General features: G+C 37.4%; 20 protein-coding genes and 1 other annotated feature. Of the genes, 13 read left to right on the forward strand and 7 right to left on the reverse strand.

Going from position 1 to position 20,001, the window contains the following annotated elements; genetic code table 11:
* Positions 1-203: 203 nt before the first annotated feature.
* From HCH28_RS11990 to HCH28_RS12005, 4 genes are all read left to right on the forward strand, one after another.
* On the forward strand, positions 204-1,346 hold the full coding sequence (locus tag HCH28_RS11990; protein WP_221681131.1) for a DUF445 domain-containing protein: 1,143 nt from the start codon (positions 204-206) through the stop codon (positions 1,344-1,346).
* A 15-nt stretch (positions 1,347-1,361) separates the two neighbouring features.
* Positions 1,362-1,709: a YlbF family regulator gene (locus HCH28_RS11995; protein WP_221681132.1), complete on the forward strand. Its 348-nt coding sequence runs from the start codon at positions 1,362-1,364 to the stop codon at positions 1,707-1,709.
* A gap of 141 nt (positions 1,710-1,850) precedes the next feature.
* Entirely contained in the window at positions 1,851-2,513 is a 663-nt protein-coding gene (locus HCH28_RS12000) for a ribonuclease H family protein (protein WP_221681133.1), read from the forward strand.
* A gap of 119 nt (positions 2,514-2,632) precedes the next feature.
* Positions 2,633-3,544, forward strand: a complete 912-nt coding sequence (locus tag HCH28_RS12005; protein WP_221681134.1) for a stalk domain-containing protein — start codon at positions 2,633-2,635, stop codon at positions 3,542-3,544.
* Positions 3,545-3,594: 50 nt separating this feature from the next.
* Here the strand turns inward: HCH28_RS12005 and HCH28_RS12010 are convergent, their stop codons facing one another.
* A complete protein-coding gene (locus HCH28_RS12010; RefSeq protein WP_221681135.1) occupies positions 3,595-3,993 on the reverse strand; it encodes a hypothetical protein in 399 nt (132 codons plus the stop codon).
* Between the two features lie 165 nt (positions 3,994-4,158).
* Here HCH28_RS12010 and HCH28_RS12015 point away from each other — a divergent pair, with 165 nt between their 5' ends.
* The gene (locus HCH28_RS12015) at positions 4,159-5,664 is read left to right on the forward strand and encodes a coproporphyrinogen III oxidase (protein WP_221681136.1); all 1,506 of its coding nucleotides are present in this window, start codon (positions 4,159-4,161) and stop codon (positions 5,662-5,664) included.
* Between the two features lie 22 nt (positions 5,665-5,686).
* Here the strand turns inward: HCH28_RS12015 and HCH28_RS12020 are convergent, their stop codons facing one another.
* Entirely contained in the window at positions 5,687-6,784 is a 1,098-nt protein-coding gene (locus HCH28_RS12020) for a CdaR family transcriptional regulator (protein ID WP_221681137.1), read from the reverse strand.
* Positions 6,785-6,948: 164 nt separating this feature from the next.
* Between HCH28_RS12020 and HCH28_RS12025 the strand changes: the two genes are divergently transcribed.
* From HCH28_RS12025 to HCH28_RS12045, 5 genes are all read left to right on the forward strand, one after another.
* On the forward strand, positions 6,949-8,088 hold the full coding sequence (locus HCH28_RS12025) for a glycerate kinase (RefSeq protein WP_221681138.1): 1,140 nt from the start codon (positions 6,949-6,951) through the stop codon (positions 8,086-8,088).
* On the forward strand, positions 8,089-9,435 hold the full coding sequence (locus tag HCH28_RS12030; protein ID WP_221681139.1) for a GntP family permease: 1,347 nt from the start codon (positions 8,089-8,091) through the stop codon (positions 9,433-9,435).
* 69 nt (positions 9,436-9,504) lie between these two features.
* The gene (locus tag HCH28_RS12035) at positions 9,505-10,695 is read left to right on the forward strand and encodes an MBL fold metallo-hydrolase (RefSeq protein WP_221681140.1); all 1,191 of its coding nucleotides are present in this window, start codon (positions 9,505-9,507) and stop codon (positions 10,693-10,695) included.
* Positions 10,682-10,930: a DUF3006 domain-containing protein gene (locus tag HCH28_RS12040; protein WP_221681141.1), complete on the forward strand. Its 249-nt coding sequence runs from the start codon at positions 10,682-10,684 to the stop codon at positions 10,928-10,930. The genes HCH28_RS12035 and HCH28_RS12040 overlap by 14 nt, the downstream gene beginning before the upstream one ends.
* A 132-nt stretch (positions 10,931-11,062) precedes the next feature.
* A complete protein-coding gene (locus HCH28_RS12045; protein ID WP_221681142.1) occupies positions 11,063-11,851 on the forward strand; it encodes an HAD family hydrolase in 789 nt (262 codons plus the stop codon).
* A 45-nt stretch (positions 11,852-11,896) separates the two neighbouring features.
* Here the strand turns inward: HCH28_RS12045 and HCH28_RS12050 are convergent, their stop codons facing one another.
* The 3 genes from HCH28_RS12050 to serA form a co-directional block, all read right to left on the reverse strand.
* Complete coding sequence (locus tag HCH28_RS12050; RefSeq protein ID WP_221681143.1) at positions 11,897-12,820, reverse strand: hypothetical protein; 924 nt, start codon at positions 12,818-12,820, stop codon at positions 11,897-11,899.
* Complete coding sequence (locus HCH28_RS12055; RefSeq protein WP_004230787.1) at positions 12,810-13,304, reverse strand: RNA polymerase sigma factor; 495 nt, start codon at positions 13,302-13,304, stop codon at positions 12,810-12,812. Before HCH28_RS12055 ends, HCH28_RS12050 begins: the two co-directional genes overlap by 11 nt.
* A gap of 105 nt (positions 13,305-13,409) precedes the next feature.
* Entirely contained in the window at positions 13,410-15,023 is a 1,614-nt protein-coding gene (serA, locus tag HCH28_RS12060; RefSeq protein WP_009373435.1) for a phosphoglycerate dehydrogenase, read from the reverse strand.
* A gap of 159 nt (positions 15,024-15,182) precedes the next feature.
* Positions 15,183-15,424, reverse strand: a binding site (T-box leader).
* Between the two features lie 404 nt (positions 15,425-15,828).
* Between serA and HCH28_RS12065 the strand changes: the two genes are divergently transcribed.
* Together HCH28_RS12065 and HCH28_RS25020 are read left to right on the forward strand one after the other, a co-directional pair.
* Positions 15,829-17,478 (forward strand): FAD-binding dehydrogenase, encoded by a 1,650-nt coding sequence (locus HCH28_RS12065; RefSeq protein ID WP_221681144.1) that lies wholly within the window; start codon positions 15,829-15,831, stop codon positions 17,476-17,478.
* An 8-nt stretch (positions 17,479-17,486) separates the two neighbouring features.
* Positions 17,487-17,609, forward strand: a complete 123-nt coding sequence (locus HCH28_RS25020; RefSeq protein WP_255601252.1) for a hypothetical protein — start codon at positions 17,487-17,489, stop codon at positions 17,607-17,609.
* Positions 17,610-17,615: 6 nt separating this feature from the next.
* Here HCH28_RS25020 and trhO read toward each other — a convergent pair whose 3' ends face one another.
* Positions 17,616-18,587, reverse strand: coding sequence for an oxygen-dependent tRNA uridine(34) hydroxylase TrhO (trhO, locus tag HCH28_RS12070; RefSeq protein WP_221681145.1), 972 nt, complete (start codon positions 18,585-18,587; stop codon positions 17,616-17,618).
* A 137-nt stretch (positions 18,588-18,724) separates the two neighbouring features.
* Between trhO and HCH28_RS12075 the strand changes: the two genes are divergently transcribed.
* A complete protein-coding gene (locus tag HCH28_RS12075) occupies positions 18,725-19,507 on the forward strand; it encodes an enoyl-CoA hydratase (protein ID WP_004230780.1) in 783 nt (260 codons plus the stop codon).
* A gap of 52 nt (positions 19,508-19,559) precedes the next feature.
* Here HCH28_RS12075 and HCH28_RS12080 read toward each other — a convergent pair whose 3' ends face one another.
* Entirely contained in the window at positions 19,560-19,745 is a 186-nt protein-coding gene (locus HCH28_RS12080) for a YhzD family protein (RefSeq protein ID WP_004230778.1), read from the reverse strand.
* Between the last annotated feature and the right edge of the window lie 256 nt (positions 19,746-20,001).

Genomic DNA, 20,001 nt, shown 5'->3' on the forward strand with positions numbered 1-20,001 from the left:
AACCTCACTTCTCATAGTATGTAGTCATATTATTCAAGTATAACGGTATTTTTGCAACTATTCACTTTTCATAGAAGTAAGTAGGATGAAATTGAAATTCTAAAGGGGTATTTCTTTCGTTGAAAATCATTGCTCTGCTATAATGAATGCAGAAGGCGACAAAATACGCCAATCTTGAATACAATTGAAATGAGAGGATACTAATGGATAATTTTATAGTGGCATTACTTTTTATGGCTATCATTGGGGCTGCAATTGGGGGCGTTACAAATCACTTAGCCATTAAAATGCTTTTTCGTCCATATAAAGCGATATATATTAAAAATTGGCGTGTACCGTTTACACCAGGCCTTATACCCAAACGCCGTGATGAATTAGCGAAACAGCTGGGCCTTACTGTAGTAAATTATTTACTAACGCCTGAAACATTTAGAAAAAAGTTTTTCTCTAAGGATATTCAAGACAAAGTAGAACACTTTGTGCAAACAAAAGTTGAAGAAACAATCTTTACAAACGACAAAACAATTCAGGATTGGCTAAACTTAGCTGGGTTTTCGCATTTACCTACTACCATTGAACAGAAGGTTGAAGCAATTGTTGAGGGACAATTTTCGTCGGTAAAGAATACACTATCAACAAAATCAATTCGTACGCTGCTATCAGACGATATCCAAAATACAATTGATGCTAAAATTCCAGTAGCAGTTCAGCATATTTTAGAAAAAGGCGAGGATTATTTTTTATCACCAGAAGGTGAAATGACGATTAAGGCAATGATTGATGACTTTTTATCATCAAAAGGGTCTCTAGGCGGCATGATCAATATGTTCTTAGGTGATTCCTCTTCATTAGTTGGGAAAGTTCAACGTGAACTTGTGAAGTTTTTACAAGCACCAGGAACAACAACATTACTAACAAAAATATTTTCACAGGAATGGGAAAAACTCAAAGATCGACCAGCTATGGACTTTTTGCAAGATGTTCAATTTGACCCCATTTTATCGAAATTACAAGTGTACGTGAAAGAACAATTAGCAATCTCTGAACGTTTAAATCAACCGATTTCTTATTATTGGCCAGAAGGAAATGACTGGGCGAAGTATACCGTGATTCCACAAGTTATAGAAAAGGCTTTTGTGAAGGCAGAGGAAAAACTTGAGGATGTACTAAAACGTTTAAACTTACAAGAGGTTGTGCGAGAGCAGGTTGACTCATTCCCAGTAGAGAAGTTAGAGGAGCTTGTATTAGGTATTTCAAAACGTGAGTTTAAAATGATTACTGTATTAGGTGCAGTGCTTGGTGGATTGATTGGGATTGTGCAAGGCTTGATTGTTTACTTTATTTAAAAGGAGATTGTATGAATGATTAATATTTATAATGACATTAATGCGCTAGAAGCAACTTTCCGTAAGATTCCAGAATTTGAAGCGTTAAAAGCTGCTGTTGAAGTTGTTAAAAATGATGAAAAGGCATTAAATGTCTTTAAAAACTTCCGTAAAATCCAAATCGAATTACAGAAAAAGCAATTAGCTGGTGAGGATATTTTGGAAGATGAGCTTGTCTATGCACAAAAAGCGGCACAGCTAGCACAGCAAAATGAAAAAATTTCAACGATGCTTGAGGCAGAAATGAAGGTAAGTAAAGTAATCGAAGAAGTAAATCGCATTTTAATAAAACCTATCCAAGGTTTATATGAAGGAATTCAATAAAAGGTGATAATCGCAATTTAAAAAGGAATAATTTTTCTAGGAATTGCACATATAACAAGTAAGAGGAAAACGTGTATCCGCTATTGGTCGGTACACGTTTTTGCTTTATGGACCAGTTAAAGAGTATTGGAGGTTATGAATATGCATGTCATCATTGAATGGACCTATAAAACACCAAAAGGAGCAACAACAGTTTTACGTTCAGCTGAAATGCCTGCAGCTCAAGCACTTTTACTTGCAGAGGATATGGAAAGAACGGGAAGGGTAAAATCCCTACATTATATTGATCGGCAAGATACAAATTGGTCACTTAAAGAGCTAAAAGCATATTTAAAGGAAATTGATACAGAGCCTCATAATATTACGGTCTATTTTGATGGAGGTTTTGATCGTGGGACAAGACAAGCAGGACTCGGCTGCGTTATTTATTATGAACAAAATGGTAAACCTTTACGATTGAGAAGAAATGCCTTTTCATCTGAATTGAAATCAAATAACGAGGCAGAGTATGCAGCGCTTTATTTAGCCTTAGTAGAGCTTGAACTTTTAAATGTCCACCATTTGCCTGTGCGTATTATAGGAGATTCACAAGTGGTCATCAATCAGCTGAATGGGGAATGGCCAGCATTGGAAAAAGAACTTGCAAGCTGGGCAGATAAAATTGATGCTAAGCTTGAGCAACTTCACATTCAAGCTGAATACCAGCTTGTTTCACGTAAGGATAATTCGGAAGCGGACCGCCTTGCTACTCAAGCTTTAAATGGCATCGATATTACTGGTTTGAGTGAGATTGTTAAAGACTAGGAATAAGAGGTGGCAGTATCTACTGCCACCTCTTTCTCATAAAATCCTCTGTTTGCACTGAAACTTTTCCCATTTTAAAACTACTACTACTATGAATCCAAACAATAAGGAGAGATTTTATGAACATGAAAAAAATAGCACCTGCAGCTATGTCTGCATTATTATTTGGAAGTGCCCTTGTACCGGTAGCTTCAGCAAATGAGCAGCAATCTACAGAAGCAGAGGTACCACAAATACAAATTGATCCCGTACACATTTTTAATGATACTCGTGGTACTGTGGAAGATGTTCGTGTTGGGGAAAATATTACATATTACACAGTAAAAGAAGGCGAGCAAACAAATGTATTAGAAATTACTAAAGATACGCTCGTGTTCGACAATACTGGGAAGAAAGTGGAGCTTCAAAAGGGAGATAGAGTATTAGCTTATACATTTGCTAACAAACCGCAAAAATATATTTATCCACCACAATTCGATCCAGAGGTTGTCATCGTTGAAACAGAAGAGGTTGGTTTTGTAGAAGTGGATTATTTCTTGGAAGATTTAACTAATACGTATGATATTTTAAAATTAAATATTGCGAAAGAAACAGTGCTACTCAATGAAAAAGGTGTAAAGGTAGACGCTAAAGATTTAGCAGAGAAGCATCTAGTTGTTTTCTATACAGCCTCTACTAAAAGTATTCCAGCTCAAACAACACCATCTAAAGTAATTGTACTGGACGATGATTCCTCCACTACTAAGAATCCAATACTTGAAGAAATTGATAATATTATTGCATCCGATTCTTACGAAGTAGCTGGTACAAAAATGGTGCCAATACGTGTGATCGCTGAAAAGCTTGGCTTCAAAGTGGATTCTACAGGCAAGGGGGCAATCCTTTCAAAAGGGAATATGTCTTACACAATTACTCGCGGTGAAAAGACATTTGGCTATAATAAGGCATTACGTACACTAACAGTCGCACCGACCTTAAAAGAAACAAAGACATATGTACCTGTTGAATTTGTGGATGAATATTTAAAATGATTAAGAAAATAGTATGCCAACAATGCTTGGCATACTATTTTTATTTGTGGTTACTCAGCCATTGCTAGAGTGTAATGGTTCTTTGAGGAAATAAAGGCTGGATATTTTTTCGCAAATTGTTGGAGACATTGTTTAAAGGGTTTTGTACTCATAAAGTTTTTAGCTAATACCATTTCATCTGAATACAATAAAAATTGCTGAAAATGGTGTTGAATAAATACCCTTGTCTTTTCATAATGCTTGTTAATTGAAATAGCGCCATAGATTTCTTGTTGGTCAATAATAAAAATAAAATCACAAAGTACTTTATGTGTGCCGTATTTAAGTTTTACCGTGACATATAATGTTTTTTCATCACAGCGCTCTAAATCAAAATGGTGGAATGCTACTTCTACTTGAGGAATAAAGCTCGAAACAGGTTTATAATTGTCATTTTTTAAAATAAACATTCTCGACACCACCTTTTCTGAAAATTATAATGACAAAAAAATAGTTTGTCTATATTTAAACTGAATATTCTGTTATTTTATAGATTCTAATTGTTATTTTGCTTATAGTCATAGAAATTTGTTAAACTTAAATTTGCAATATATAAAAGAAGAGAGCGAAACGAAATGAAAATTATTCATATAGATCAAAAATATCCTGAAGATTGGATTCGCGTATTAAATCATATTGCGAATTTATTTTTTGAGGATTCCAAGCTGAAAGTTGAACCAATGGGAGCAGACATGTCTGCTTCATTTGACTATCAGACTGGAGATGATTTTTCCGTTTCTACAAAAGCAAATTTGATTGTAGATGGTAAGCAATACACGAATGAGTATCGTATTCAATATGAATCCCCAGCAACAGATCGTGAGCTAAATATTCGTATAAAACGTGCATTGTCACATGTATTTTTAGATGTTCTTGAACAGCATACTGGGGTGCATCAACAATGGGGGATTTTAACGGGTGTACGCCCGACAAAGCTGTATCATAAATTTAGAAAAGAAGGTAAGAGTGAGCAAGAAATTGCTGATCTATTAATTCGAGATTTCCGCTTATCAAAGGAGAAAGTTGGACTATTAAAGGAAATTGTGGACCGACAACTAGTGACCATTCCTGATCTTGATGCGATTGGACAAGAAATCAGTGTTTATATTGGTATTCCATTCTGCCCTACCAAATGTGCATATTGCACTTTCCCAGCCTATGCGATTGGTAGCAATCGTAAGCAGGGACGTGTTACGACTTTTTTAGATGGCTTGCATATTGAATTGCGTGAAATGGGCAAATGGCTGAAGGACAATAATATGAAAATCACCTCCATTTATTGGGGTGGTGGTACACCGACTTCAATTGAGGCCGATGAAATGGATGCCTTATATCAAACGATGTATGAATCATTTCCTAACCCTGAAACAATTCGAGAGGTGACAGTTGAAGCAGGAAGACCTGATACCATCACACCAGAAAAATTAGAAGTACTAAAAAAATGGGGTATTGATCGTATTAGTGTAAATCCACAATCTTATACTGATGAAACATTAAAAGCAATTGGTCGTCATCACACAGTCCAGGAAACAATTGATAAGTTTTGGCTTGCAAGAGAATCAGGTATGAACAATATCAATATGGATCTTATCATTGGGCTACCCAATGAAGGGATTGAGGAATTCCAACATTCATTAGAGGAATCGGCAAAGATGCAGCCAGAGTCTTTAACTGTTCATACGCTATCCTTTAAACGTGCGTCAGAGATGACACGTAATAAGGATAAATACAAAGTAGCCGACCGTGATACGGTAGCTGAAATGATGGAAATGGCACAAATTTGGACAAAAGAAAATGATTATGTTCCATACTATTTATATCGTCAGAAAAATATTTTAGGTAATTTAGAAAATGTCGGCTATAGTAAAGCGGGAGAAGAAAGTATTTATAATATCGTGATTATGGAAGAAGTGCAGACAATCTTAGGAATTGGCTGTGGGGCATCCTCAAAATTTGTTCATCCCGAAACAGGGAGAATTACACAATTCCATAATCCGAAAGATCCTGCTGCCTATATCATGACCTTTGAAGAGGCTATTGGGAAGAAAATTGAATTTTTAAATGAATTATATAAGGCTTAATGATAAAGGCAATCTGCTATGTTCAGATTGCCTTCATTGTTTGTAGTGTTCGCAATGTACAGGCCATTTTTAGCAGAACAGCATCCTCAAAGTATTGCGGATCATAGCCTGTTAATTCCCTTATTTTATTTAAACGATAAGTAAGTGTATGTCGATGAATATTCAATTGCTGAGCACAATGCTTTAGCTGTAAATTACAGTCAAAAAACGATTGTAATGTTTCCAATTGTTTAGTGTCTAAATTTTTTAGTATACGACAGTGAAATGCTTGTACCTCCTCTGATTCACGAGGTTTAAAAAGGGAAAATAACTCGACATCTTCAAAAAAAGTCAATTCATTATGGATGGCAGCAAATTTTAGAGCTGTTCTGGCACCTTGGTAGCTATAGGGAAGCTGAGATAAATGCTGTACCACAGGCCCTACACCAATTTGAAGGGAGGGAAGTTTCTGCTTCTGCTTACGCAGTGCTTTTATAATAGGACGGCAATTTTTCTCCCCATAATTTGTTAGTAGGATATAGTATTCCTGTAATTGGCTATGACCAGCAAGAATAGGCTGTTTGTAAAATAGATCCTCAAAAAAGAAGGGTATTGTATTTTCTGCGTAGGATGCTTCATTTAAGCTCACTAAAATCACCTGAAAAGGGCCCAATAGAGCAAATGGTAATTTCTGAATCCGTTCATTTAAGGCACCGTCTAGCTTACTTCCATGAACGAGTGCTTCAAATATGTAATCGTTATTCTTTCGTTGCCATTCACTTTTAGATTCAACAATCGCTTGATGGGCCATAATCTCTGTTGTGAGTTGAACGAGATTAGCAATTTCAAGCATATCCTCTGAATCTCCTGTAATACCTATAATACCTACAACCTCATCTTGATACATAATCGGCATATTGATGCCTGGTTTTGTGTTTGGATAAAGTGCTATATTTTCCTCATTTATAATTAAAGTCTCTTTTGTCTGTGCTACATATAATGCACCTTCATGAATATTTTCCACCCTCATTTTATCTCCGGAAGCTAAAATGACTCCACTTGGACTGATAACATTAATATTGTGACGCAAGCGCAACATCGTTTGATGGACGATGTCTTCTGCTAACTTTTTTGTCAACATGTTTATACACCTCGCATAAAAAACAGCCTGTTATATGACAGATAAATTGTACACCTATTATAATGTTTTCTGAATTTATTGTCATTATAATAATTGTAAGCGCTTAACTTAGGGATATGAAAATTTACGTAAATGTCAATGGAGGACATAAGTGGAGGTATAACATGAAAGTTATAATTAGTCCAGATTCCTACAAGGGTACTCTGTCAGCAGTCGAAGTAGCAAAGGCAATGCAAAAAGGAATCTTAGATGTGGATCATTCAATTGAAACAATTATACTACCAGTGGCAGATGGTGGTGAAGGTACACTGCAATCACTTATTACCTCTACAGATGGTCGATATTGCTCAGCAACTGTGCTTGATCCATTGGGAAGAGCTATCCAGGCTCAATATGGTGTACTGGGCGATCAAGTAACCTGTGTAATAGAGATGGCTCAAGCATCTGGTATTATGCTGTTACAAGAAAATGAGAAAAATCCTGAACTAGCTACATCTTATGGCACAGGACAATTAATTAAAGCCGCACTTGATCAAGGTTTTAGAAAATTTATTATTGGCATTGGTGGAAGTGCTACAAATGATGCGGGTACTGGTATGTTACAAGCATTAGGTGTGCGATTATTAACAGCGGAAGGGTTGGAACTTGAGGCTGGTGTTTCTAACCTTATGGAATTAGATGTCATAGATATGAGTCTACTAGATACTAGATTAGCAGAAGCAACATTTACGATTGCCTGTGATGTGGATAATCCGCTTATTGGTGAACGAGGAGCCACTGCCATCTTTGGTCCACAAAAGGGTGTTCAAAAACACCAGGTCGCTGAATTTGATCGTTGTTTAAAGCATTTTGCAGATATTGTTGAAGCTCAATTTACTATACGATTACATGATTATAAAGGTGCGGGAGCCGCTGGGGGAATGGGGGGCGCATTAATCGCTTTTTTAAAAGGAACCTTCCATGCAGGAATTGATCTTGTGCTGGACGCTGTACAGCTTCAGGCTCATTTAGCAGAAGCGCAGTTAGTGATAACGGGTGAAGGAAAATCGGATCTCCAAACATTACATGGTAAGGCACCATTAGGTGTAGCAAGGGCTGCAAAGCAAGCGAATGTAGAGGCGATGCTGCTGTCTGGAGGAATTGATACAAAGGCAAATGCAGCATTACAAGCGTATTTTACAGTTGTTGAGTCATTGGTAGATGAGGAGATTGGTGTGCAGCAGGCAATGCAAGAACCTGCTCACTTTATTCGGTTAAAAACAAGAAGAATAATAGAGCGTTACTTACAAAAGGGGGATGACTAGATGTTGTTCATTATTATATTAATAGGGGTATTATTTGTTGTCTTAGGGACGGCTAAGTTAAAGCTTCATCCGTTTTTAGCTTTACTAATCAGCGCTTTCTTCGTTGGAATTGCTTCAGGTATGCCATTATTGACAGTAGTGGAAAGCATTAATACTGGATTTGGAGGCTTAATGACAAGTATTGGTTTAGTTATTATTGCTGGTACTATTATAGGCTTAATATTAGAAAAATCAGGTGCTGCTTATCGAATGGCAGAAGTAGTGTTAAGAATTGTAGGACCTAAACGTCCGCAATTAGCGATGTCTTTAATTGGCTATATCGTATCCATACCAGTATTCTGTGATTCAGGCTTTATTATTTTATCTAGCTTGCAAAAATCATTGGCAAAGCGAGCGAATGTCACGATTGCATCTATGGCAGTAGCTTTAGCAACTGGGTTATTTGCGACGCATGTATTAGTACCACCAACTCCAGGGCCTATTGCAGCGGCAGGAAATATTGGCGCAGCAGATTATATAGGAACAGTCATTGTCATTGGTTTACTAGTTGCAATACCAGCGACATTCGTAGGCTATCTATGGTCAGTAAAAGTGGCGACAAAAATTCGCGTTCCTGAAGATCAAGTAGAGGCATTAGATTATGAGGAAGTCATTAAATCCTTTGGTAAAATGCCCTCAACATTTAAAGCATTTTTACCAATCGTTCTGCCGATTGTGTTAATTGGTTTGGGTTCTATAGCAGCATTAGTTGGTGATACGGAATCGACTGTCAATACCATCTTTAAATTCTTAGGTTCTCCAACAGTGGCACTATTTTTAGGTGTAGCAGCAGCCTTTTTATTATTACCTGAAATCAATGAAACGACATTAACAGGTTGGATTGGCGAAAGTCTAAAAGAAGCAGCACCAATTTTACTTATAACAGGGGCAGGTGGTTCGTTCGGAACTGTTATAAAAAATGCTGGTGTTGGAGAAATGCTTCAGGAGATGGATTTAGGTATGTTTGCCTCAGGTACATTATTCCTTCTTGTGCCGTTTATAGTAGCAGCCGCGTTGAAAACAGCTCAAGGTTCTTCCACAACAGCTCTTGTGATTACCTCAACTTTAGTAGCCCCAATGCTTGTGACGTTGGGAATTGATGGAGCGGTACCATTAGCATTAGTGGTGATGGCAATAGGTGCAGGAGCAATGACAGTTAGCCATGTGAATGATAGCTTCTTTTGGGTGATTACGCAGTATAGTGGTATGGAAGTAACACAAGCCTATAAAGCCCAAACGGTGGCCACATTACTCCAAGGGCTTGTGACCATTATTATTACGATGATTTTATGGTGGATATTTGTTTAAAGTAAAAGGAGAGCAGCCCATGGCTAGCTCTCTTTTTGTATAATAGGAAAATAGAAAGGAAGTTAGTAGATGAAAAAAATAATGGTATTACTCCTTTGTATTTTTTTATTAGCTGGCTGTACCGAGGCAGTCAAGACAGAGAAAATTCCTGTAACAGCTGGTCATGAAATGCATGTTCATTTTATTGATGTAGGGCAGGGTGATTCTATACTGATTGAATCACCAAGTGGTAAAACGATGCTTATAGATGGGGGAGTGAAGGGCGCAGGGCAACAGATTGTCTCTTATTTAAAAGAACTTGGGATAAATAAGCTTGATATTGTAGTAGCAACACACCCAGATGCTGATCATATTGGAGGACTTATTCCTGTATTAGATAACATGACGACTGAGCAATTTTATGATTCGGGAAAAGTACATACATCGCAAACCTTTGAGGAGATGCTGACACAAATCGATGAAAAAAATATTCCTTATCATGTGCCGAAAATCGGTGATGATATCGAATTTGATAAGGATGTAAATGTGAAAGTTTTAAATGCCAATGATCAGGCTACAGATAATAACGATGCCTCCATTGTCTTAAAAATGACTTATGGGAATGTCTCTTTTTTATTGACAGGAGATGCCGGAGTGGCATTAGAAAAGGAAATGTTGCAGTATGATGTGAAAGCAACAGTGTTAAAAGCAGGACATCATGGCTCTAACACAAGTAGCTCAGATGAGTTCGTTCAGGCTGTAAAACCAGAGGTCGCGATATTAAGTTATGGAGAGGATAATAAGTATGGACATCCACATGCAGAAGTAATGGATCGTTTGCAGGCTATTGGTAGTAAAATCTATGCCACCGCGGATTTAGGAACGATTACGGTGTCAACAGATGGGGTAAACTATACGGTGAACGGTAAGGAAACTTCTAGTGTAGGAACTGGTAATATACGATCTAAAGGTGAAGAACCGACAACAGTTATTGAAATCGTTAGCAAGGATCTAGTTACTGAAACTGTAGGAATTAAAAATAGTGGACAACACGCAGTATCTTTAAAAGATTGGCAGCTTATTTCAATTGAAGGGCATCAAGTTTATAATTTCCCTAATCTTTCTTTACAGCCAGGGAAAACGATTTATATTACTAGTGGAACCAATGCGCGGGAAGGGCAAAATTATTTGAAATGGACAACTAAACAAATTTGGTTAAATGATGGAGATGCTGCGCAATTACGCAATGAGAAAGGGGAACTTGTAAGTGAGCTTGAGTAAATACACATTGGATCGTATTGAAGATGGCTATGCGGTTTTTTTAAAGTTTCCAGCAGAAGAGGAACAACTCATTATTTCACAGTCAGCCATGAACAAGCCTGTGCAAGTAGGTGATCGTGTTCAGATAGAAGAAAAAGATGGTATTTACCATATAGAAATTTTACAAGAAGAAACACTACAAAAAAGAGCAGACCTTCATAGTTTAATGAATCGTTTACGAAATAAAAATAATTAATAGATGACAAGCTGTGATAAAGTGACACACAGCTTGTTTTTAGATAGAGGAATTGTACGTAATTAGTTATCCTAAATATTTTGAAAATATGCTAAAATAGTAGTATTAATCAGGAGCTAGGAGCGGACAAAAATGTCGATAAATACAATTATTTTTGATTTAGATGATACACTACTATGGGATAAAAAATCAGTCAAAACTGCATTTGAAAAAACATGTGACTATGCAGCAACAGTACATAATGTGAATCCTGCTGAGCTAGAGGAAGCTGTTCGCCGAGAGGCACGTGCTTTATATGAGAGTTATGAAACATATGATTATACGGTATTAATTGGTATCAATCCATTTGAAGGTCTATGGGGAACGTTTGACGACTCGACGGATTCCTTCCAAAAAATGAAAGAAATTGTGCCTAGCTATCGTGCAGCGGCTTGGACAAAAGGGTTAGCTGCTCTAGGTATTGAAGATACAGCGTTTGGAGAGGAACTGGGAGAGCGCTTTGTAGCCGAGCGTAAAGTAGCGCCATTTTTATACGAAGATACTTTTGCAGTGTTAGACGAATTAAAAGGAAAATATCAGCTTGTATTGCTTACAAATGGCGCACCAAGTTTGCAAAATTTAAAGCTAGAAATCACACCAGAAATTGCCCCATATTTTGATCATATTATTATTTCAGGTGACTTTGGTAAAGGTAAGCCGGACGCATCTATTTTTGAGTATGTGATGGAAAAAGCAGGTATTACAGCGGACGAGGCAATTATGGTTGGCGACAATCTTAATACTGATATTTTGGGTTCATCTCGTGTGGGAATGCGCAATGTATGGATTAATCGTGAAAGCAATATCGCCAACGGGGCTGTGACACCTACCTATGAGGTGGACTCTTTGACAGCGTTGTTGGAGCTTGTAAATAAGCTATAGTATAAAAAATGTACTGATCCTTCATGGAGACAGTACATTTTTTTATTAAAAATAGATATTCAGTCCAAGGTATAAACATGTAAAAGCTACCGCTATACAAAGCTGAACAAGAGCGCTAGCAATTAAGTAACCCTGAGGTTCGCCAGCCTTTTTACGATAATAGATTTGCATAAAGGAGTAGAGTGAAAAAAGGCCATAAATAATTGTTGCATGAATAGTATGCTGTACAAGATAGATACCAAATGAAATACCTCCAAACAATACGAGCATGATGGCATTGGCAATGGCATGCTCAACTGTCGCAGCGAAAAAGCGACGTTCTGTATAAGGCATTCTTTTTTTAGCAATCCATAGGATGAAATGCATAAGTAGGATGAAAATGTTCCCTAAAATCAGTTTCGTCGACCGCTTCTCATCATAAAAATAGCGTAAAGAGTCAATTGATTCTTCAATCAGAAAGGCTTGCTGGGTTTCAACATTGAAGAAAATCTTGTTATTGAGTACCTTCCATTTCTCTTGTGTATGGTCATTGTAGAGAATCAAAATATCATAGCTAATACCACTTTTCCATTGACTAGCGGATATTGTTATAGGAGAAGCGTTGTCCCAATTTTGTTGTAGCTGTGTAATAGCCTTTGAATGAGCATAGCATTGCTGAGGAACATAAAGGCAAGAATCTTTTGCTATAAAGGTTTCCTTGTTCAGATTCTCCTTTAAGTAGACTCGTTGGATGGCTTTGGAGGAATCCATTGTCGTAGGAGAATCACTAGGACGTTGAACAAAAGATAAAACTAAAAAAGAAAGAACTACTATAAAAAGCAATGTTACAGAAGGGATTTTCCATTTATTTTTTGATAGTTGTTTATTAATTACTGAAGGCTCTGTCATATTGCGTAATATTACTTTTTCCTGCTGATCAGATAACGTTAAATCATCTAAGTGTTGCCATGTCTTCTTATCATTCTTCATCCATCTCACCTCCTAGCTGTTTTTTTAATGCGACGAGTGCTCGTTTTAATGTGTTTTTTACTTTCCCCTCATTCCAGCCAAGAATATTGGAGGTTTCCTCGATGGATAGTCCCTCTATTTTGCGCAGAATAATCACATCACGATAGGTAATTTTTAGTTTTCTAATTGCAAGATACAGTATTTTGGCATCTTCTCGTTGCATCAGCCATTGATGAGGAGAAGGTGATACTTGTTCTTCATGTTGTTGTAAAAAAGGAACAAACTGAATGATCCTTTTTCGACGATAATGATCATAGGCAAGGTTACGCGCAGTGCACCGTAACCAAGCAAGATCAGCCCCTTCTTTTATTGTTTGATGATGTTTCAAATAACGGACAAAGGTTTCCTGTGTATAATCCTCCGCTAATTTTTCGTCATTTAGTAAGTAATATAAGTATTTAAAAATGGTGTGATTATGTAAGTAAAATATTTCTTCTATGTTCAAGCTGTGCACCTCCTTTTCTTTAAAGACGAAGAACCCACAGAAAAGTATCATTTTCCCAAAATAAAAAGCAGAGAGTAGAGACCCCCTGCTTCTTGCTGTTATTAATTATAGGTTAATGGCTTTTACCTCATCAATGTTTTCAAGCTGTGCCACAAAAACTAAATCTTCTTCTGTTACAACATTATCAACCGTTAACATCATAACCGCTGTACCACCAACCTGTGCACGACCTACCTGCATTGTTGCGATATTAATTTCTTTTTCTGCAAGCTTTGTTGCTACACGACCAATTGCACCTGGTTTGTCAGTATTTTTAATGTAAAGAAGGTGGCCTTGTGGAATGACGTCTACAACATAGTCCTCTACTTTTACAATGCGTGCACCTAAACCGTTTAATAGTGTACCCGCTACAGTATGTGTTTCGTTAGCAGTAGTAATTTCAATAGTAATTAAGCTTGTAAAGCCTTTTGCTGTTGTTGTTTTGTGCTCATTAATTTTCATACCAATACGTTCAGATAAGTAACGAGCATTCACATCATTGACATGATTACCGTGATTTTTAGACAGTAAACCTTTTAACGCATTTGAAGTTAATGGACGAACATCATAGTTTGCTACTTCACCTGCATAAGATAGGTTGATTTCTTTGACTGGCTCAGTTGTCACTTGTGATAGGAATGAACCAAGTTTTTCAGCTAATTCAAAGAAAGGCTCAACTTGTGCAAGAAGCTCTTTAGGAATAGATGGCATGTTTACTGGATTTGTTACAGTACCTGTTTTGTAAAATTTAATGATGTCATTTGATACGTCAACCGCTACAGATTCTTGTGCCTCGATTGTAGAAGCTCCTAAGTGAGGCGTTGCGATAACTTGTGGTAAAGTCAGTAGCTTATGATCTGTTGCTGGTTCAGAAACAAATACGTCAAGAGCAGCCCCAGCCACTTTTCCTGCTACGATTGCATCGTATAAATCGTCTTCATTGATGATACCGCCACGTGCACAGTTAATAATACGTACGCCATCTTTCATCATCGCAAATTTATCTTTATTAATAAGGTTGCGAGTTTCAGGTAGAAGTGGTGTATGAACTGTAATGAAATCAGCAGCTACACAAATTTCTTCAACTGTTGCTTTTGTTACACCTAATTCTTTAGCACGTTCATCTGTTAGGAATGGGTCGTATGCCATAACATTCATACGTTGACCTTTTGCACGATAAGCTACTTCAACACCGATTCGACCAAAACCTACAACACCTAAAGTTTTATTTTTTAGCTCCACGCCAACATAAGATTTGCGATCCCATTTGCCATTTTTTAATGTATTAAAAGCTTGTGGAATATGACGGGCAAGTGAAGTCATCATCGCAATTGTATGTTCAGCAGCTGAGTTTGTATTACCATCTGGTGCGTTTACCACGATAATGCCATGTTCTGTAGCAGCAGCAAGGTCAATATTATCGACACCAACACCCGCACGACCAATTAATTTTAAGCTTTTAGCTGCTTCAATTACTTCACGTGTTACCGTTGTTTGAGAACGAACAAGTAATACATCTACATCTGCAATTTTAGCGATTAATTCTTCTGGTGCTAGTCCTGTGTCTACAATAATGTTTAAATCTAAATCTTGTTCCTGACGTAATGGGAAAATACCATCCTCACTTAGTGGATCAGCGATAAATACGTTAATAGTTCTTGTTTTTGTTGCAGTAGTCATTATAATTAGCTCCTTTTTTATCATAATTGGTTATGGCTTTATCTACGACAGTCTGAAATTTGTAAAATTCGAACATCTTACAGCATACAAACAATCTCCTTTCTAAATCGAAAACAATATAAAAAGCCTTCCACGCCTTACAAACACAATTAGTGTGTTGTAAGGGGCGAAAGGCTGTATAAACTTTGGTTCGCGGTACCACCCTTAATCACTGCTGGAAAATTTATTCTGGCAGTCTTAGCTATATGCGTAACGTGCATGAGACGGATAAGCTTACTTTTAAGTTGTTCAGCCTATCTATTCAGGAGTGGAACTATTATCGTAGAAATCACTGATTTGCACCAACCATCAGCTCTCTTTGGATTTTCTTGCGACTAGTGTGTCTCCGTCGTTATATTTTTTGTGATTAAATTTGTTAACATCATAATCCCTATTGTTCACCTTTGTCAACGATATTTCTTAAAAACTTTAAAAATACTGACTTCAAAAGTCTGAAAAATAACTAAAAACGAACATTATTTATATTATTTTTATTTATTGTTCGTCTTTTTGGAAAGTACAATGAAAGCGCTAACGATATTTGCAAAGTCCGACAGTATCAAGTTTCTGTGTAGGTTTAGCATGGAAAATTATATGGGAATTAAATGGAATAAAATAGATGCTTTATGCTAATTATCCATGGATTTGTTCTAAGAAAGCGAACGTTTTTGTTTGTCACAATTTAGACAAAAATATAAAAAGTAGAAGGTAAACAGACCGTGAGAGAAGAATGTTAGTTAAGGATGATTGATTTGGGGGTGTAAGAATGAAGTACGATGTTGCAATAGTCGGTGCTGGTCTTGCAGGATTAGTCGCAGCTTGTGAATTAATCGATGCAAAGAAAAAAGTTCTTTTAGTAGATCAAGAGCCTGAAAATTCAATCGGAGGACAGGCATATTGGTCTTTTGGTGGAATATTTTTAGTAAATTCTCCAGAGCAACGAAGGCTTGGAATTAAAGATAGTAAGGAGCTTGCATGGCAGGATTGGCAAGGAACTGCAGGCTTTGATCGTTTAGAAGACGAGGATTCTTGGGCATATAAATGGGCAAGAGCATATGTCGATTTTGCTGCAGGTGAAAAATACGACTGGTTAAAGTCAAAAGGTATAAAGTTTTTCCCAGTTGTTGGATGGGCAGAGCGGGGAGGCTCGTTGGCAGGAGGGCATGGCAATTCAGTACCTAGATTTCACATTGTCTGGGGAACAGGCCCTGGCATTGTAAAGCCATTTGTAGATAAAGTAAAACAGGCTATGAAAGAAGGCTTCATAGACTTCAAGCCAAGACATCGTGTGGATGAATTTGTGCAGCAAGAAGGTGAGATTACAGGAATTAGCGGAACGGTGCTAGCTGAAACCTTTATTAATCGAGGTGAAAAAAGTTCGAGATTAGGAATCGGTGAATTTTCCTACGAAGCGAAAGCTGTGATTGTAGCAAGTGGTGGTATTGGGGCAAATTTTGATTTAGTGAGAAAAAATTGGCCTACTCGATTAGGGACACCTCCAAAAAATATGGTATGTGGTGTACCAGCTTACGTTGACGGAAGAATGCTAGAGATCACGGAACATGCTGGGGGACGCATTGTAAACCGTGATCGCATGTGGCATTACACAGAGGGTTTAAGAAATTGGGATCCGATATGGCCCAACCATGGAATTCGGATATTGCCTGGTCCCTCCTCCCTGTGGTTTGACGCAGAGGGGAATCGTTTTCATGCACCCAACTTTCCAGGGTTTGATACACTCAGTACGTTAGAGGCGATTCAAAAAACAGGTTATGACTATTCCTGGTTTATTTTAACGGAGAAAATTATTGAGAAAGAATTTGCTTTATCTGGCTCAGAGCAAAACCCAGATTTAACAAACAAAAGCATTGGTGACGTTTTAAAACGCATTTTACCAGGCCCACCTGCTCCTATCCAAGCTTTTAAAAATCACGGAGAGGATTTTGTGATTGCACATGATCTAAAGGAACTTGTAGATGTAATGAATAAACTTGCTGGGAATGAGCTACTTGATTTCATGAAGATTAAAGAGCAAATCTTGGCCAGAGATCGGGAAATGGACAATAAGTTTACGAAGGATTTGCAAGTAAACGCTATTCATGGAGCAAGAAATTATATTGGCGATAAATGGGTGCGTGTTGCCAAGCCACATAAAATTTTAGATACCAAAAATTGGCCTTTAATTGCTGTTCGCTTAAACATTCTAACAAGGAAAACTTTAGGTGGCTTGCAAACAAATTTAAATGGCGCTGTTTTGGGCATGGACGGTCAGCCAATTCCTGGGTTATATGCAGCTGGTGAAGTAAGTGGTTTCGGTGGCGGTGGTGTCCATGGCTACCGTGCTTTAGAAGGGACATTTGTTGGTGGCTGTTTATTTAGTGGACGTCAGGTAGGACGTTATTTAGGACAAGGATAAAGTGCATAATGAAGAGCATCGTCTTGATGAACGATGCTCTTTTTAAATGGATTGATAATGCTGAAGTAGATCACTATGCTGAAGTTTTGAGCGGAAATCTCACAGTGATGCTTACCTTGATTAAATTATAAAAGGGATTAACAATTTGATTTTTGAACCTCTGTAATCTTAGCAATTTGTTCTTCAACTTGTTCCTTTGTCCAACCGTTTTCCTCCACGAAAAAGTTGCGTTCTGCGCGGCGACAATCATCTGAACAGCTTCGCATGTAAAATGCCTCATGTTTTTCTTCACAAAGCATTAGCTTATGACACGCTGGGTTTGCACAGTTTGTGTATCGTTCAGAAGGCTCCCCAGTGAAATAATCCTTCCCAACAATGACATGTTCCACCTGATTAATCGGTACACTTCGACGGCGGTCAAAAACAAACATTTGACCATCCCATAATTGACCTTTTACTTCAGGATCTTTCGCATATGTAGCAATACCGCCGTGTAATTGACCTACGCTCTGACCATAGCCCTCGCGTTTTAGCCAACCAGAGAATTTTTCGCAGCGGATACCACCTGTACAATAAGTTAAGATTTTTTTATCGGCAAACTCTTCTTTATGTGCCTCCATCCAAGCAGGTAGGTCACGGAAGTTTTCGATATCTGGTCGAACAGCACCTCGGAAATGACCCAGATCATATTCATAGTCATTACGGGCATCGATGATTACTGTGTTGTCATCTTGCATCTGTTTCATAAATTCTTTAGGTGTTAAATAATCACCTGTGATTTCTAACGGATTGATATCCTGTTCTAAACCTAGGTGAACAATTTCTCTACGAGGACGTACATGCATTTTTCTAAAGGTATGCCCTTCAACCTCATCAATTTTCCACATAATATCACTAAAACGAGCATCTGCCTTCATATGGTTCATGTAAGCATCTGTTTGCTCAATGGTACCTGATACAGTTCCATTAATACCTTCGTAACCTACTAAAATACGACCAAGAAGCCCTATCTCTTTACACAATGCTAAATGTTCTTCTGCGAACGTTTCAGGATCTTCAATCGTAATATATTTATAATAAAGTAATACACGATAGTCTTTTTGTGTCAAAATACGTTACCACCTTTATCTCAATATTCGTCCTTTAATATAGCATAACAAGGAGCATTTTTGCTTAGAGAGAAGGAGTTTTCTAAAAAAACACGAATTATATAGTGAATGACTATTCATATTTGGGGGTTATAGAGATGGAATTTTCAACAATTACTTTAGAAAAATTAGAACGTCGCGCAACGTTAACGTTGAATCGTCCGCAGGCGATGAATGCTATGGATGATGTCATGATGCGTGAACTAGCAGAATGCTTTGAAGCTCTACAACAGGAAAAAGATATTCAGGTGCTTGTTATTCGCGGAGAAGGAAAGGTCTTTTCTGCGGGTGGTGATATAAAAGCAATGCTAGATGAAAGCAAACCACTGAATATTGATGAGGCAATGGTTTATCTGACACGTATCGTGAAGGCATATTATCAGCTACCAATGATTGTGATTGCAGCGGTTCATGGTGCATCAGCAGGTTTAGGATTTAGTCTAACCCTAGGGGCAGATATTATTGTAGCCTGTGAAAATAGTAAACTTGCTATGAATTTTATTGGAATTGGACTGATTCCAGATGGTGGCGGTCATTTCTTCATGAAGGAGCGTGTAGGTACTGTTAGAGCGAAACAAATGATATGGGAGGGTAAGGTATTAACAGCAAAAGAAGCATTAGATGCAGGGTTAATTGATTATATTGCACCAGAGGGCACTGTATTTGCAATGGCAGATCAGCTGGTGGGGAAAATGCTTGCATCCCCGATTTCTTCCATGATTACAACGAAAAAAATTCTACATGCACAAAATATGCCACAGCTAGAAAATATCTTAGCATTAGAGGCTGAGGGCCAGTCTGCAATGCGTAAAACAACAGATCATGTCGAGGGCATTCATGCATTTGTAGAGAAAAGAACGCCTGTCTTTGTAGGCAAATAAAAATAATAAAAGGCGCGTAGCAAACCATTGACTACGTGCCTTTTATTAGCCACTAAACATGGAATAAAATTAATTTACCAGAAGCGTTTACAAGACGATGAGTTTTATCGGCAACACCTTTTTCCTCAACTTGTTGTTGTCCATTTAGTTTAGCAGCCTCATCATTTTCAAAAGTCCAAGTTTCATCAAACAACGTTTCTCCTGTTTTTTCAAAAGCTGTAAAACGATAATTCTCCATACAGACCCCACCCTTTTACTTGAATATATTTCTATTATACATAGAAGATTTATAAACTTCACGGTAAAACTAGTGAATTTTTTGATAAATTACGAAAATTGTGGAAAAAGTAAGGCAATGTTGTTTTTTTCCGTAATAGCATTTTTCATCAAACATGAATTATGATAAAATAGAACAAATATTCGGTTTTGATTAATCAACATATTATTACTTTTTATTACTTTGGTTTGCACTAAAGAGAGAATTATCTACTATT

Source organism: Lysinibacillus sp. K60 (assembly GCF_019731275.1).
GTDB lineage: Bacteria > Bacillota > Bacilli > Bacillales_A > Planococcaceae > Lysinibacillus > Lysinibacillus capsici.

Bases quoted from the DNA above. Each gene is read 5' to 3' on its own strand.
- HCH28_RS11990 (WP_221681131.1), top strand. From the start codon at position 204: ATGGATAATTTTATAGTGGCATTACTTTTTATGGCTATCATTGGGGCT.
- HCH28_RS11995 (WP_221681132.1), top strand. From the start codon at position 1,362: ATGATTAATATTTATAATGACATTAATGCGCTAGAAGCAACTTTCCGT.
- HCH28_RS12000 (WP_221681133.1), top strand. From the start codon at position 1,851: ATGCATGTCATCATTGAATGGACCTATAAAACACCAAAAGGAGCAACA.
- HCH28_RS12005 (WP_221681134.1), top strand. From the start codon at position 2,633: ATGAACATGAAAAAAATAGCACCTGCAGCTATGTCTGCATTATTATTT.
- HCH28_RS12010 (WP_221681135.1), bottom strand. From the start codon at position 3,993: ATGTTTATTTTAAAAAATGACAATTATAAACCTGTTTCGAGCTTTATT.
- HCH28_RS12015 (WP_221681136.1), top strand. From the start codon at position 4,159: ATGAAAATTATTCATATAGATCAAAAATATCCTGAAGATTGGATTCGC.
- HCH28_RS12020 (WP_221681137.1), bottom strand. From the start codon at position 6,784: ATGTTGACAAAAAAGTTAGCAGAAGACATCGTCCATCAAACGATGTTG.
- HCH28_RS12025 (WP_221681138.1), top strand. From the start codon at position 6,949: ATGAAAGTTATAATTAGTCCAGATTCCTACAAGGGTACTCTGTCAGCA.
- HCH28_RS12030 (WP_221681139.1), top strand. From the start codon at position 8,089: ATGTTGTTCATTATTATATTAATAGGGGTATTATTTGTTGTCTTAGGG.
- HCH28_RS12035 (WP_221681140.1), top strand. From the start codon at position 9,505: ATGAAAAAAATAATGGTATTACTCCTTTGTATTTTTTTATTAGCTGGC.
- HCH28_RS12045 (WP_221681142.1), top strand. From the start codon at position 11,063: ATGTCGATAAATACAATTATTTTTGATTTAGATGATACACTACTATGG.
- HCH28_RS12050 (WP_221681143.1), bottom strand. From the start codon at position 12,820: ATGAAGAATGATAAGAAGACATGGCAACACTTAGATGATTTAACGTTA.
- serA (WP_009373435.1), bottom strand. From the start codon at position 15,023: ATGACTACTGCAACAAAAACAAGAACTATTAACGTATTTATCGCTGAT.
- HCH28_RS12065 (WP_221681144.1), top strand. From the start codon at position 15,829: ATGAAGTACGATGTTGCAATAGTCGGTGCTGGTCTTGCAGGATTAGTC.
- HCH28_RS25020 (WP_255601252.1), top strand. From the start codon at position 17,487: ATGAAGAGCATCGTCTTGATGAACGATGCTCTTTTTAAATGGATTGAT.
- HCH28_RS12075 (WP_004230780.1), top strand. From the start codon at position 18,725: ATGGAATTTTCAACAATTACTTTAGAAAAATTAGAACGTCGCGCAACG.
- HCH28_RS12080 (WP_004230778.1), bottom strand. From the start codon at position 19,745: ATGGAGAATTATCGTTTTACAGCTTTTGAAAAAACAGGAGAAACGTTG.